This is a genomic window from Gammaproteobacteria bacterium, from assembly GCA_013003425.1.
GTDB lineage: Bacteria > Pseudomonadota > Gammaproteobacteria > Steroidobacterales > JABDKV01 > JABDJB01.
The window spans coordinates 86,822-101,388 of the sequence record JABDJB010000016.1 but is presented as its reverse complement, the minus strand read 5'-3'; the positions used below and the strand labels follow the sequence as shown (position 1 = coordinate 101,388).

13 protein-coding genes are annotated in these 14,567 nt (G+C 60.6%); 4 read left to right on the top strand and 9 right to left on the bottom strand.

Features of this window, described 5'->3' with window-relative positions; translation table 11 throughout:
• Positions 1–354 (top strand): magnesium/cobalt efflux protein (locus HKN06_03170; GenBank protein ID NNF60313.1); only part of this gene is annotated, 354 nt, incomplete at its 5' end.
• 4 nt (positions 355–358) lie between these two features.
• Here the strand turns inward: HKN06_03170 and radA are convergent.
• Positions 359–1,705 carry a DNA repair protein RadA gene (radA, locus tag HKN06_03165; protein NNF60312.1) on the bottom strand — a complete coding sequence of 449 codons (1,347 nt, stop codon included), beginning with the start codon at positions 1,703–1,705 and terminating at the stop codon, positions 359–361.
• Positions 1,706–1,898: 193 nt separating this feature from the next.
• On the opposite strand from radA, the gene HKN06_03160 reads away from it, so the two are divergent.
• Genes HKN06_03160 through HKN06_03150 form a run of 3 tightly spaced genes read left to right on the top strand, consistent with a single transcriptional unit; the run spans position 1,899 to position 6,123 of the window.
• Entirely contained in the window at positions 1,899–4,454 is a 2,556-nt protein-coding gene (locus HKN06_03160; protein ID NNF60311.1) for a CHASE2 domain-containing protein, read from the top strand.
• A gap of 34 nt (positions 4,455–4,488) precedes the next feature.
• Positions 4,489–5,289 (top strand): Stp1/IreP family PP2C-type Ser/Thr phosphatase, encoded by an 801-nt coding sequence (locus HKN06_03155; GenBank protein ID NNF60310.1) that lies wholly within the window; start codon positions 4,489–4,491, stop codon positions 5,287–5,289.
• 21 nt (positions 5,290–5,310) lie between these two features.
• Positions 5,311–6,123 (top strand): FHA domain-containing protein, encoded by an 813-nt coding sequence (locus HKN06_03150; protein ID NNF60309.1) that lies wholly within the window; start codon positions 5,311–5,313, stop codon positions 6,121–6,123.
• Positions 6,124–6,618: 495 nt separating this feature from the next.
• On the opposite strand, the gene alr is transcribed toward HKN06_03150, so the two are convergent.
• From alr to rnr, 8 genes are all read right to left on the bottom strand, one after another.
• A complete protein-coding gene (alr, locus tag HKN06_03145; protein ID NNF60308.1) occupies positions 6,619–7,680 on the bottom strand; it encodes an alanine racemase in 1,062 nt (353 codons plus the stop codon).
• Positions 7,677–9,032 carry a replicative DNA helicase gene (gene dnaB, locus HKN06_03140; protein NNF60307.1) on the bottom strand — a complete coding sequence of 452 codons (1,356 nt, stop codon included), beginning with the start codon at positions 9,030–9,032 and terminating at the stop codon, positions 7,677–7,679. The genes alr and dnaB overlap by 4 nt, the downstream gene beginning before the upstream one ends.
• Positions 9,033–9,139: 107 nt before the next feature.
• Positions 9,140–9,592 (bottom strand): 50S ribosomal protein L9, encoded by a 453-nt coding sequence (gene rplI / locus HKN06_03135; protein ID NNF60306.1) that lies wholly within the window; start codon positions 9,590–9,592, stop codon positions 9,140–9,142.
• Between the two features lie 27 nt (positions 9,593–9,619).
• Entirely contained in the window at positions 9,620–10,486 is an 867-nt protein-coding gene (locus HKN06_03130; protein NNF60305.1) for a hypothetical protein, read from the bottom strand.
• A gap of 16 nt (positions 10,487–10,502) precedes the next feature.
• The gene (gene rpsR, locus HKN06_03125) at positions 10,503–10,727 is read right to left on the bottom strand and encodes a 30S ribosomal protein S18 (protein ID NNF60304.1); all 225 of its coding nucleotides are present in this window, start codon (positions 10,725–10,727) and stop codon (positions 10,503–10,505) included.
• A 21-nt stretch (positions 10,728–10,748) separates the two neighbouring features.
• Positions 10,749–11,288, bottom strand: coding sequence for a 30S ribosomal protein S6 (gene rpsF, locus HKN06_03120; protein NNF60303.1), 540 nt, complete (start codon positions 11,286–11,288; stop codon positions 10,749–10,751).
• Positions 11,289–11,481: 193 nt separating this feature from the next.
• A complete protein-coding gene (gene rlmB / locus HKN06_03115; GenBank protein ID NNF60302.1) occupies positions 11,482–12,207 on the bottom strand; it encodes a 23S rRNA (guanosine(2251)-2'-O)-methyltransferase RlmB in 726 nt (241 codons plus the stop codon).
• Between the two features lie 20 nt (positions 12,208–12,227).
• Complete coding sequence (rnr, locus tag HKN06_03110; protein ID NNF60301.1) at positions 12,228–14,540, bottom strand: ribonuclease R; 2,313 nt, start codon at positions 14,538–14,540, stop codon at positions 12,228–12,230.
• Positions 14,541–14,567 lie beyond the last annotated feature (27 nt).

The following is a 14,567-nucleotide window of genomic DNA, read 5'->3' as shown; positions in this document are numbered from 1 at the left end:
GCCCTGGTAGTCGACGAATACGGCGATATCCAGGGCCTGATCACACTCGAAGATATCCTCGAAGAAATCGTCGGCGAATTTACCGCAGACCACCCGACGGATTTTCTCAGCGAAGTCAGCGAAGATCCGGACGGCGGCTACCTGGTTGGCGGTAGTGCCAATATCAGGGTACTTAACCGCAGCATGAACTGGAAGCTGCCAACCGACGGTCCAAAAACAATCAATGGCCTGATCACCGAATACCTCGAGACGATCCCGCAACCCGGTACCACGCTCACTATCGGCGTTTACAAGGTTGACATCGTCCACACCGGTGGCAATGCCATCAAGACGGTGCGCATCAGCGCACCCTAGAGCCTTAATCTATCGCGTGCAGCGCCTCGGCAACGCGCTGCACGCCCAATACCTCGAGCCCTTCAATGCGACGACGCGGCACATTCGCCACCGGCACAATAGCTTTTTCGAATCCATGTTTCGCAGCCTCGGCCAGCCGTTCTTCGCCGAACGGTACCGGCCGAATCTCCCCGGCCAGCCCAACTTCGCCGAAGCTGACCAGGCCGCGGGCCACAGGCCTGTCACGCAGACTCGATGCCGCTGCCAGCAACGCGGGCAAGTCAGCTGCGGTCTCGCCGATACGCACCCCGCCAACAACGTTTAGAAAGACATCCTGGCCCGCCATTGAAACACCGCCGTGACGGTGCGCCACTGCCAGCAGCAGCGCCAGCCGGTTTTGCTCCAACCCGACCGACAGGCGTCGCACATGACCGGACTGGCTGTCGTCAACCAGCGCCTGCACCTCAACCAGCAGCGGTCGTGTCCCCTCGCGCGCCACCATGACTACACTGCCCGCTACCGCCTGGTCCTGCCGCGAGATGAAAATGGCCGACGGATTGGGCACCTCACGCAGTCCCTCGCCGGTCATCGCAAACACGCCAATCTCGTTTGCCGCGCCGAAGCGGTTCTTGACCGCACGTATGAGGCGCAGCCGGCTGCCCGCATCGCTTTCGAAATAGAGCACGGTATCGACCATGTGCTCGAGCACTCGTGGCCCGGCAATGTTTCCTTCTTTGGTGACGTGACCGACAAGAATCACGGCGATGCCATGAGTCTTTGCCAGCCGTACCAGTTGGGCTGCCGATTCGCGCACCTGCGAAACGGTGCCGGCAGCCGATGACAACGCATCGGACGTCATAGTCTGGATCGAGTCGATGACAACCACGCCGGATTTGGCCTGCGCGGCACTGGCGACCACCTGTTCGACCAGGGTTTCCGCCAGCACGTCGACACCGGCATGGTGAACCTCGAGCCTGCGGGCACGCAATGACAGCTGGCGCAGGGACTCTTCACCTGTTACATACAAAACCGGCACATCGCTGCTGAGCCGGGCTGCCGCCTGCAGCAGCAAGGTCGACTTGCCTATCCCGGGGTCGCCCCCGATCAGAGTCACTGATCCGGGCACCAGACCGCCGCCCAGCACCCGGTCGAGTTCGGACAGCCCGACATTGATCCGTTGCTCTGGCCGCTCGCTGATATGGTCGAGGCGCTGTGCCCCGCGCACCGGTGCCGCAGACTCAGCCCGTGGTCCGGGCCCGCGGCGCTGTTCGGACAACGAATTCCACGCACCGCAATCGTCACACTGCCCCTGCCATTGCAGACTCCGGGCCCCGCACGATTCACAAACGAAGACAATTTTTGCTTTAGCCATTTCGCCGGCGATAGTAGCACTGGCCGCTATCGCCACCGCCACCGCCGCGGGCGGGGCTGCGCCACCGCAAACGGCGTGCCGGCGGCCAAAATCCAGTGTTTTATAGTAAAAAACGCAAACTGCGTCACAGAATAACGGCTGATATTACAAGCCCTTATCTTATATACTGCATTCAACATAATGACCGGCGAAAATGTCTAGCAAAACCCGAAATTTTTGGGCTACGGACTGGTTTACGGCTGTAGTCTTCACAGTGTTCTTCCTGCTGGGAGTTTTTCAACTCGCCCGCGGGTTTTTCTATGACGTGGAGACGTCCGCCTACGACCGTGCCATGGCCATGGCACCACTGCAGCCAAGTGATCGCGTTACCGTGGTTGATATCGACGACGAGAGTATTGCGAACCTCGGTCGTTGGCCCTGGTCACGCGATATTCTCGGCGCCGTCATCGAGCGACTGGCGCAGGGTGGCGCGAGGCTTATTGCTGTCCCCGTCATTCTGTCCGAATCTCAAATCGATCCCGGTGTCGCCGAAATAGAGGCGCTCACGAATTTTTACGACAACAGCTCGCTGGCAAGCGCGGCACAAAGTTCAAATACCCTTGGTCGTGATCTGGTAACACTACGCGAGCGCATGGACGAGTCGGTGACCCGGCTCAACTACGACGACGCGCTGGCTGCCAGCCTGCAACAGGCCGGTAACGTCATCCTGCCGCTGGAAATCCAGCCGGGGCAACCGGTTGGCGATGCGCCAGCCCCACTGCCGGACTTCGTGCTCAACTATGCGCTGACAAACATTACCGATAGCGGGTCTGCGATACCGCCACTGCAAAGCGTGGCACTGCTGCCACCGCTGGAATCCCTGGGCAACCAGCTGGCTGGCACCGGTGTGCTTACCGTCTTGCTCGATCGCGATGGAGCAGTACGCCACGAACAGCTGGTAGTCGACCACTATGGTACTTATCTGCCATCGCTGGCGCTGACTGCCGCTGCCCAGTACCTCAAGGTCCAGCCACAAAGCATAGAAGTCGAACTGGGCAAAGGCGTTCGATTTGGCAACGTGTTCATCGAAACGACTGCAGATCTCAAGATGTACACAAGCTTTCATTCGACCAGCGACGGCCAGTCGCCGTTTATCCGCGACTCTTTCTGGGATGTATTTACCGGCCTTGTTCCGGTGGACAAGTTCCGCGACAAGATTGTACTAATCGGACCATCGGCTCGTGGTGTTGGCGATACGCTCACTACGCCTGTAGCTGAATCCGAAACACCGGTCATGGTGCTGGCCAATACGATTTCCAGTCTGCTGCAGCGTGACTACTACACCCGGCCGGCATGGGCCAGCAACATAGAGCTGATTGTCTTTGGCCTGATTGCGTTGTACCTGATCGTGCTGCTGCCACGGATGCGCGTTGGCGTGAGTGCACTTGTCACAGCGTTGCTGCTGGCAGCCTTGCTGGGCAGCGAATTCCTGATGCTGCTTGGCGAAGGCGTCTGGCTGCAGATGGTTGCCCCGGCGTTGTTTCTCGGGCTGGGTCACGTCGTGCTGACCATCAAGCGTTCGCGTGTGACCGAGCGCCTGCGGCTGCATTCCGAAGCCGACAGCGCCGAGAGTAACAAGATGCTGGGTCTGGCTTTCCAGGGCCAGGGCCAGCTGGACATGGCCTTCGAAAAATTCCGCAAGTGCCCGATGGACGATGGCATGGCGGAAGTGCTGTACAACCTGGCGCTGGACTACGAGCGCAAGCGTCAGTTCAACAAGGCCGGGGCCGTCTACGGCCACATTCACCAGCATGATCCGGATTATCGCGACGTGGGCGACCGGCTCAAGCGTAGCCAGTCGATGGACAGCACCGTGATGCTGGGCATAGGCAGCAGTTCACGCCCACCCAGTCTGCTGCTGTCGCAGGATGGCGTGACCAACCCGATGCTTGGCCGCTACGTCGTGGAGAAGGAAATCGGCAAGGGCGCAATGGGCACCGTGTACCTGGGACGCGATCCCAAGATCAACCGCGTTGTTGCCATCAAGACAATTGCCTTGTCCGAAGAGTTCGACGACGACGAACTGCAAACAGCCAAAGACCGGTTCTTCCGTGAGGCTGAGTCAGCCGGTCGGCTTAATCACCCCGATATCGTCACGGTGTATGACGCCGGCGAAGAACATGACCTGGCCTATATCGCCATGGAGTTCCTGAAGGGCGAGCATCTGAACGGCCACACCCGGCCTGACGGGCTGCTGCCGACCGATAAGGTGCTGCAGATCATTTCCCGCGCAGCCGAAGCGCTGGGCTACGCCCACAAGGAGGGCGTGGTTCATCGCGACATCAAGCCGGCCAACATCATGTACGACCCGGTAACGGATGACGTCAAAATCACCGACTTCGGTGTTGCCCGTATTACTGACTCGAGCAAGACCAAGACCGGCATCGTGTTGGGCACACCGTCCTATATGAGTCCGGAGCAACTCTCCGGGCAAACTGTGACCGGGCGCTCAGACCTGTTCTCGCTGGGTGTTACGCTCTATCAACTACTTACAGGACAATTGCCTTTCCGGGCTGACTCGATGGCGACGTTGATGTTCAAGATCACCAACGAGGCGCCTACGCCGCTGGGCGTAGTGCGCCCTGATCTGCCCGAAACACTGGCAGAAATTATTGAGCGGGTGCTGGACAAGGACCCGGATGTACGCTTTGAGACCGGCGCCGAACTGGCGGTAGCGCTGCGCGAATGCTGCACAGAGATGGCTGCATAGACCGATGGCAGGCAGTTTGAAGGGAAAAATTGAAATCATCGAGCTGAGCGATACCGGCAAGGTGCGCGAGCACAATGAGGACGCCGTCGGCTCGGATCTCGATGTCGGCCTGCTGGTGCTGGCCGACGGAATGGGCGGTTACAACGCCGGCGAAGTCGCCAGCGGCATGGCCGTCAAGACAACGGTAGATATGGTGCGACAGGGTTTGAAACGCGAGAACCGCAACGAAATCGACAAGACCACCGGCCTGCGCCGGCAGTCGATTATCCTGCGTGATTCCATCCTGCGGGCCAACAAGATTATCTACCAGACATCGAAGAGCCAGCCACAGTGCGAAGGCATGGGCACGACCATTGTTGCCTGCCTGTTTTACGACAACCGCGTCTCGGTCGCGCACGTTGGCGATTCACGAATCTACCGTCTGCGGAATCGCCAGTTCCAGCAGATCACCCAGGACCACTCGCTGCTACAGGAGCTGGTGGATCGCGGGTTTTACTCTCCTGAAGAGGCGCAGCGCTCGCTCAATCGCAACTATGTGACGCGGGCGCTGGGCATCGAACCCACCGTGGAGGTGGAGGTAAACGAGGAGTCGGTCCGGCCTGACGATCTGTATGTGCTGTGCTCAGATGGTCTGTCCGACATGGTGGACGACGAAGATATTCACTTAACTATCAGCACTTTTAATGGTAATCTTGACATGATCGGTAAGCAGCTGGTGCAGCTGACCAACGACAACGGCGGACGTGATAACGTGTCGGTGGTGCTGGCCCGGGTGTTGAAGTCTTTCGAAGCGTCGAAAGGCCTGTTCGGCAAGATTTCCAGTTTGTTCAACTAATTTCGACCAGAAGAGAGCGAAATGGCTAGGTTGCTGCTGAGTCTCGACGGGCAGGTTCTCGCCGAGTACAACATGAACAAAGAGCGATACACGATTGGCCGCTTGCCGGACAATGACGTGCGTATCGATAATCCCGCGGTTAGTGGTCACCATGCATTGGTCATCAATATCCTCAATGACTCGTTCCTCGAGGATTTGAACAGCACCAATGGCACCTACGTCAATGGCAAGCTGATCAAGAAGCATGCGCTCCAGCATGGCGACGTCATCACCATCGGTCATCATCAGCTGCGTTTTGTAGACGAGCAAAGTGAGCAGACCGGCGACGACGAATTTGAAAAGACCATGATCATCCGCCCGGGGATGACCGGTGGCCCGAGCGAGGAAGAAATTCACCAGGCTGTGGCCCAGTCCGGTGCTCCGGCAGGCGCCCTGGCGGGCGTACCCCTGCCGGGAAGCGCGCCGGAAGTTACCCATGCGTCGACAGCTACTGTAGATCGTGATGCCGCGCCCGCAGCCGCCCCGGCGCCGACGACCGCGTCGACAGCCGAACGCAAGGCACTGCCGACCGCCAAGCTGCAGGTCCTGAGCGGCGCATTCGCCGGCAAGGAGCTGTCGCTGATCAAGGCGCTCACTACGCTGGGACGCCCTGGCGTGCAGGTGGCAGCCATTACCCGACGGGCCGAAGGCTATTTTGTCGTCCATGTCGAAAGCGGCCAGGCCGGCAACTACCCGATCGTGAACGGCAAACCCATTGGACCTCAGGCACGCAAGCTGGTCGACAACGACGTGATTGAACTGGCCGGTGTCAAGATGGGCTTCTTCACCACCTAGGCAATACCACGAATGCGGATGAAGCTGACGTCCGAAGGACGCAGCTTGTCCGCTATTGCGGACCGACATCGCCACCCTGCGGGTTCAGTCTGGCCATCAATAACCGTCGAACCGCCCCTCGGTCCGACTCCTTTTACCTTGCCAACCCACTATCAGCCGCGACGCGATCGCCAGCAGTCGCAGCCAGGGCCGCTCGCCAGAAGTACCTGTCGCAAGTAGTCGCGGCTGAAGCCGCTGCCACAACATAAAACAATCGTCGAAACGGCTCCGGCCGGTTCGACTCCTTTTACCCTGCCAACCCACCATCAGTCGCGACGTTGGTCGCCAGACAGCACCAGCCAGATGCCATAGCAGACAGGCTCGAAAAACGGGATTGGTGCGGCGGGAGAGAAGACGGTGTTTGCCGGCGCCGACTTGTCGGAGGCGCCGGTGAATACCGTCTTGCAGGCCCGCCGCAAAAGCCCGCCGCTAACCATCGTTCCAGCGCAGTCGCGGCTATACAGAAATCCGCGGGACGCGCTGCGACACGCCACAAACCACTTCATAGGCCAGTCGTCCGGCGCGGTCGGCGATCTCTTCAACCGCGAGCCCGTTGCCCCACAGCGTTACGTCAGCCCCGGGCTCATCGCCGGCGCCAGGCCCCAGATCAATGGTGATCAGGTCCATGGACACCCGACCGGCAAGCTCGCAACGGCGCCCGTTCACCAGTACCGGGGTGCCACCGGGCAGGTTACCCGGGTAACCATCCCCGTAGCCCACCGCGGCCGTACCAATTATCGTGTCGCGGCTGGCGGTCCAGGTCCCGCAGTAGCCTACGGTCTCCCCTGCCCTCACCGGGCGGATTGCCAATAACTTCGTACAAAAATGCATCGCCGGTTGTAACCCGAATTCGATCCCGGTTTGCCCCGCGAATGGCGAGATGCCGTAAAGCATGATGCCCGGCCTGACCCAGCCGGCACGGGCGTCTGGCCATGCAAGCACTCCGGCGGAATTTGCGACACTGGACTGGTCGCCCGGGCTTAGCAGCGCAGCAAATTCAGCAAGCTGCTTTTCTGTCATCGGGTCATCGCGCAGGTCGGCGCTGGCCAGATGAGTCATCAGGGTGACGGACGCCGGTGCGTATGACCTGAGCTGCGTTACAGCCGCAGCGAACTGCTCCGGCATGAAGCCGAGCCGGTGCATGCCGCTGTCGAGTTTCAGCCAGATAGCAAGACCATCAGCCGCCGGCTCGACCCATCCCAGCTGCTGCGGGTTGTGAATCACCAGGTCGAGTGAGTAGCGGCGTGCATCCGCCAGTTCTTCCGGCGATTCAGGGCCTTCGAGCACAAGAACGCGTCGGCGGGTGCCTGACTGGCGTATCGCCACAGCCTCGTCCAGCCTGGCGACTGCAAAGCCGTCGGCATCGTGCAGTGCCGCGGTTACCAGTTCCAGACCGTGACCATAAGCGTTGGCCTTGACCACGGCCATGACGCGGGCAGCCGGAGCCGCGGCGCGCGCCGCCTGCAGGTTGTGACGCAATGCGCCGGTATCGATGATCGCAGCGGGTGCTGCGCTCAAAAGGGGCCCTCGCCGTAGCTGTCGGGCACGAAATCATCGAAGCGCGTGAACTGGCCACGAAACGTCAGCGGGAAGTCCCCAATGGGGCCGTTGCGCTGCTTGGCGATAATGATGTCGGCGACACCCTTGCGCGCAGTGTCCTTGTCGTAGACCTCGTCGCGATAAATAAACAGAATCAGATCCGCATCCTGCTCGATGGCGCCGGATTCGCGCAGGTCCGACATGACCGGACGCTTGTCGGGGCGTTGTTCAACACTGCGATTGAGCTGCGACAGAGCAATCACCGGTACTTCCAGCTCACGTGCGAGCGCCTTCAGCCCGCGGGAGATCTCGGAGATTTCAGTTGCGCGATTCTCGGCACTGCCGGCAACCTGCATAAGCTGCAGGTAATCAAGCACGATCAATCCCAGCCCATGCTCGCGCTTCAGCCGACGGGCCCGCGCACGCACTTCAGTAGGCGACAAAGCGGGCGTGTCATCGATGTAAATCGGAGCTTCCGACATCTGTGCAATAACGCCGGTAATTGTGGGCCAGTCCTCGTCGCGAAAACGGCCGGTGCGCAGCTTGCCCTGGTCGAGCTGACCCAGCGAGCTGATCATGCGCATGGCCACCTGGTCCGAAGACATCTCCATGCTGAAAATAGCCGCCGGTATCGACGTCTTTCCCAGTGCGGCATTCTCGGCAATGTTCATTGCCAGGCTGGTCTTGCCCATCGATGGCCTGCCGGCCACGATAATCAGGTCACCCGGCTGCAGACCTGCTGTCATGCGGTCCAGTTCAGAAAAACCACTGGTGATTCCGGTGATATCACCGGGCGAGTTATGCAGCGTATCGAGCCGGTCTACGGTGGGCGACAACACATTGCGAATCGGCACAAAACCCGAGCCGCGACGCTTGCCTCGCTCGGCGATCTTCAGCACCTTGCGTTCGGCCTCGTCGACCAGGTCGCCCGCGCTGGTGCCGCCGGTATCGTGCGCACTGGTAGCGATATCGCCACCCACGCGGATGAGATCGCGCAGCATGGAGCGTTCCCGGACGATCTCGGCGTAAGCACGAATATTGGCGGCGCTTGGTGTTTCCCGCGCCAGCTGGCCGAGGTAATCCAGCCCACCGGCCTGGGACAGCTTGTCCGTACTCGACAGGTACTCGGAGATCGTAACCGGATCATAAGGCCGGCCGGTATCGGCCAGCGTCTGGATGGCAGCAAAAATCAGCCGATGGTCGGAACGATAAAAGTCACCATCACTCAGTACGTCGGCAACAGTATCCCATGACCGGTTGTCCAGCATAAGACCGCCGAGCACCGCCTGTTCTGCTTCCACCGAATGAGGTGGAACGCGCAGGCGCTGCATTTCCGGTTCTGGTATTTCTTGTGCGAGTTCAGTCACAGTGCATAAACGGCGGCGTCAGGAATTACGCCGACAACTGCAGCGAGAATACACGACCGTGGCCGGCCGGGTCATTCCTCAGCGACTATGGTCACCGTCAATGGCACTGAAATTTCTGTGTGCAGGTGGATTTCCACAGCATGTTCACCGGCTATCCTCAGCGGGCCCTCAGGCAGCCGGACTTCGCTGCGCGCTATCTCAAGGCCTGCACGTTCACAGGCGGCTGCGATATCCACAGTTCCCACGGATCCGAACAGCTTGCCCTCGGCGCCGACCCGGGCGGCAACGGTTACCCCCTCGAGTTCGCGCACTTTTTCCGCACGCAGGGCGGCTGCCTCGAGTTCTGTCGCTGCTTTCATTTCCAGCTCGGCACGCATTGCCTCAACACGCTCGATATTTTCCCGCGTCGCCATCGCGGCCTTGCCCTTCGGCAGCAGGAAATTCCTGGCGTAACCGGAACGCACCTTTACGCGCTCGCCGATGCCACCGAGATTTTCAACTTTTTCCAGCAGTATGACTTCCATAGCTATTAACCCAGTAAATAAAAACGATCAACGACGCGGCAGGCGCGCGCGCAGGTTGAACCAGTTGTCGACAAAACCAAGGCCTGCCAGCGCCAGTTCAGCAAACGGCATGGCCACAATCAGCAAAATATAAACAGCTGCCAGCCAGAAGGACCCGAGACCGGCGATGGAAATGCTGTGCATCACCGCCAGACCGTGCAGCATGAAACCGGACACCAGCACCAGCGTGAGGTTTTCCAGCAGCGCAAACCGCGTCACGGCTGCGGCAATGAAGACGACACCGGCAACAACCCCCAGCACCCAGCCCATGCGCAAAGCGCGAAACTCTTCACCGAAAGCGCCCGGTCGCGTCATCAGCGACTGCCACCAGCGAGCGATATACACCGCGGCCACCGAAGACAGCAGCGTAAGAGCGCCGACAATGCCGGTCATTATCCGGCTGGACGCCACCAGCACCTCATCGGGCACGTTACCAATACGCTGACCCATTGCAGCAACATACTGCTGCAGAATGCCGTACCAGCTCTCGGCCGGCGAGCCGATGGCATAAAAAAGTATCACCAGTGCACATATCGCAACCAGACCGGTCTGAGTTGTAAGAGACAGCGAGCGGCTGCGTTCGAGCACGGCGGCGAGTAACAGGGCAGGCAGCCAGTTTGCAGCGGCAACCAGCAGCAGTGGCCCCAGCGCTGCGCCCGTAGCTGCGGCCGGAATGAGCATCAGGACTGACGCAAGCACTGCGATAAGGATGCCCTCGCCGAGCCCACGCATCAGCACTGCGAGCACCACCACCCCCTGGGCGACAATGCCCAGCGGCGGCAGCAGCGCCAGTGCGGTGGCCGCCAGCACCATCCGGTAGCGGCGGGCAACCAGCCATTCCACGAAACCCTTCACCGGCCAGTTAGGCTTGTCAGTGACGGTCGGTGTACGGCAGCAGCGCCAGGTAGCGTGCGCGCTTGACCGCAGTCGACAGCTGGCGCTGGTAGTTTGACTTGGTGCCGGTGATCCGGCTGGGGACTATCTTGCCCGTCTCTGTCACGTAGTTTTTCAGCATGCCGATATCTTTGTAATCGATTTCGTCGATTCCTTCGGCAGTGAAGCGGCAATACTTGCGGCGGCGGAAAAATCTGGACATTGCTGTTCTCCTCTGTTCGCTCTACGACGCTGCGGCATCCGGCTCGGCGCCGGCGGCAGGTTCGGTTTTGGCAGCATCGGTGGCATCTGCAGCCGGTTCCGGTGCGTCGGGGGCATCTGCGGGTGCCTCAGTGGCATCCTCGGCCTGCTTTGGTGCCTCGGGCGCATCGCCCTCTGGCTTCGCTGCCTCGGCGGGACGTTCGTCGCGACGGGAGCGTTCCCGGTCGCGTTCCTTTTCCTCTTCCTTGCTTTTAGCCATCGGCGAAGCTTCGGTGATCGCTTCCTTACGCCGGATAACGAGATGACGCAGCACTGCGTCGTTGAAGCGAAACGCGGCGATAAGTTCGTCGAGAACTTCTTTTTCGCCTTCGATGTTGAACAGCACGTAGTGTGCCTTGTGCATCTTGGCTATCGGGAATGCCAGCTGGCGGCGGCCCCAGTCTTCCAGACGATGGATAGTGCCGCCGGAGGCTTCGATCATGCCCCGGTAGCGCTCGACCATCGCAGGTACCTGCTCGCTCTGGTCCGGGTGGACCAGAAACACGATTTCGAAATGACGCATTGTGTGCTCCTTTCGGTTTAACAGCCTCCCGTCGCACGCGGCGCGGTGAGGCAAGGAGTCAGGCGACCATGGCCGCCCGCCTGCCCGCAGGCAGGGCGCGCATACTACCCTAAAACCCGCCATGCGGGTACCGTCACGATGCTGGCAGGCGCCCAGTCAGCCTGCCCGGCCGCGACGCCGCAGCCAGCGGCTGCTACCCGGCGCGGCGCTGGCGCAAAGCCTCGAACAGGCAGATACCCGCGGCAACCGAGACATTGAGGCTTTCGATGTCTCCGGCCATGGGAATATTGAACAGTTCGTCACAATGTTCGCGCGTCAGCCGGCGCAGGCCGTCGCTCTCACCGCCGAGCACCAGGCACAAGGGGCCACGCAGATCCAGCTGATAAAGCTCACGGCCTTCAGCCGCCGCCGCGCCGTAGCACCAGACATTTTTCTTCGCCAGCATGCGCAAGACGCGCGACAGGTTGGCCACCTGCGCCACTGCAATTGCCTCGGCAGCTCCCGCCGCAACCTTGCGCACGGCTGCAGTGATCCCGACGGCACGATCCCGTGGCACGATGACCGCGTCGACCCCCGCCGCCACCGCACTGCGCAGGCAGGCGCCGAGATTGTGCGGATCCTGCACGCCATCGAGCGCCAGCAGAAACGGTGTCTCCAGGTCGTCAACCAGTGCTTCCAGCTGGCGTTCACCCAGTGGCGGCAGCGAATCAACAAAGGCCGCTACTCCCTGGTGCTTGCCCGAGCCGGTCATCTGTGCGAGCCGATGTTTGGCCACAACCTCTACTGCTATCTCGTGAGCCGCGGCAGCATTCCTGAGCCGGGCAGTAGTTGCGTCATCCCGCCCGGCCTGGAGATACAGCGTGGTAACACGGCGCGGGCCCTCCTTCAGTGCACGGCTGACTGCGTGCACGCCGTAGATAACCGTGTCGGCAGGCCTGTTCACCTGCGGCTCTTGCGCCCTCGCGGCTTGCCTTTCGGCTTACCCTTGGTCTTGTTCTTGTTCGTGTTCTTGTTCTTGGTCCCGGGGCTGGTCTTGTTCCTGCCCTTGCGCGCACCGGACTTACGGTCTGCCAGCTCGAAGTTTATTCGACGATCTTCCATGTTGGCCTCCCTGACTCGCACCCGCACGCGGTCAGCCAATTGGTAAACCGAACCGGACGCTTCGCCCACCAGCCGGTGACTTGCCGCATCGTGCTGGAAATAGTCGTCACCCAGCTCCGTTACGTGAACCAGCCCCTCGATATGGATATCGTCGAGCTGCACAAAAAGACCGAAGCTGGTAACACCGCTGACGGTTCCGTCAAAGATATCGCCAACCTTGTCCTGCATGAATTCACATTTCAGCCAGTCTGTTGCTTCCCGGGTGGCTTCGTCGGCACGCCGCTCGGTGGCAGAGCAGTGCTGCCCCAGCCGATCTACCTCCTTGCGGTTGTAGACAAACTCGCGCACCTTGCCTTTTGCCAGCAGGTGCTTGATACCGCGGTGTACTACCAGGTCGGGGTACCTGCGGATCGGTGAGGTGAAATGTGCGTATTGTTCCAGCGCCAGACCAAAATGCCCGCGGCTGTCCGGCGCGTACACCGCCCGTGGCATCGAACGCAACAGCACCGTCTCGATGAGACCGGCATCCGGCCGATCACGAACGGCGTGCAGCAACCTGGCGTAGTCGGCGGGCTGCAGATCACCGCGCCGGGAAATCTTCAGCCCCAGCGGCCGCAGGAAGTCGAACAGCTTGTCGCGTCGTTCTTCCTCTGGCTGGTCGTGACGACGATAAAGCGTAGGCAGACGGCCGCGCTGCAGAAATTTGGCTGCCTGGACGTTGGCCGCAATCATGCACTCTTCAATAATTTTGTGCGCATCGTTGCGGCGATAGGGCATGACACCCTTGATGCGACCCTTCTCATTGAACAGGAATTTCACTTCACGCGTTTCTATTTCGATGGCACCACGCTTCTGCCGGGCTGCCGCAAACGCGCGGTAAAGATCGTCCAGTACCTGGAGGTCTTCCAGTAGTCCGCCAACCTTGCGCAGGGCCTTCTTGTCGCCGTCGTAAAGCGCAGCGGCAACCTCGGTATAGGTCAGGCGCGCCTGCGATCGCATCACGCCCTCGTAAAACTGCGACCGCGTCACCTGGCCGCTGCTGTCGACCAGCATCTCGCACACCATGCACAGCCGGTCGACCTCGGGATTCAGTGAACACAGTCCGTTAGATAATTCCTCCGGCAGCATCGGAATCACCCGGGTCGGGAAATACACCGAAGTACCGCGCCGCTGCGCCTCCTTGTCCAGCTCGCTGCCGGGTTTCACGTAGTGCGCCACGTCGGCAATAGCGACATACAACCGCCAGCCGTTGCCGGTTTCTTCGGCAAATATGGCGTCGTCAAAATCCCTTGCGTCCTCTCCGTCGATAGTCACCAGCGGCAGCTCGCGCAGGTCAACGCGATCGTGCTTTGCCTTGGCCTGCACCTGTTGCGGTATCTTTTTCGCGGCCTCGGAGACGGCCTGCGGCCAGCGATGCGGCAGGTTGTGCGAGCGCACGGCAATTTCGGTTTCGATGCCGGGAGTGTGATCGCCGCCGAGAATCTCGATTACGCTGCCAACGGGCTGCGAATGCCGGCCCGGTGGCTCATCGATCCGCACGCTGACAACCTGGCCGGGCCTGGCCTTGGCTGTCTTTCCTTTCGGCACAATCACCTGTTGACCTATGGCGCTGTTGTCCGGAATGACGAAACCGATGCCGCTCTCGCTAAAATAGCGCCCGACCAGCTCCTCATTGGCACGTTCCAGCACCTCGGCAATGCGCGCCTCAGTGCGACCGCCGCGACCCGGCGACACGCGTACGGCAACGCGGTCTCCATGCATGACCTCACGCATTTGTCGCGGTGAAAGATAGAGATCGTCAGGATCATCGTCGTCGCGTTTGACGAAACCAAAACCGTCGCGGTGACCGATCACCCGCCCGGTAACCAACGGCATTTTATCGATCAGGCAGTACTGTCCGGCGCGATTCTTGAGCAGCTGCCCATCGCGCACCATCGCCTTGAGCCGGTTGCGCAATGCGGCGCGCTGATCGGGATCGTCGATCCGCAGGGACTCGAAGATCTCCCGTCGCCGCATCGGCACGCCCTGCTCGCGCAGCAGCTTCAGCAGGTATTCGCGGCTGGGGAGTGGCTGCTCGTAGCGGTCGGACTCGCGTTTATGGTGCGGGTCCTGCTTGCGCCAGTCATCCTGCCCTTTTCTTTTTCTTGTCATCGCTTTCCTGCTGTTTCGGCTACTTGA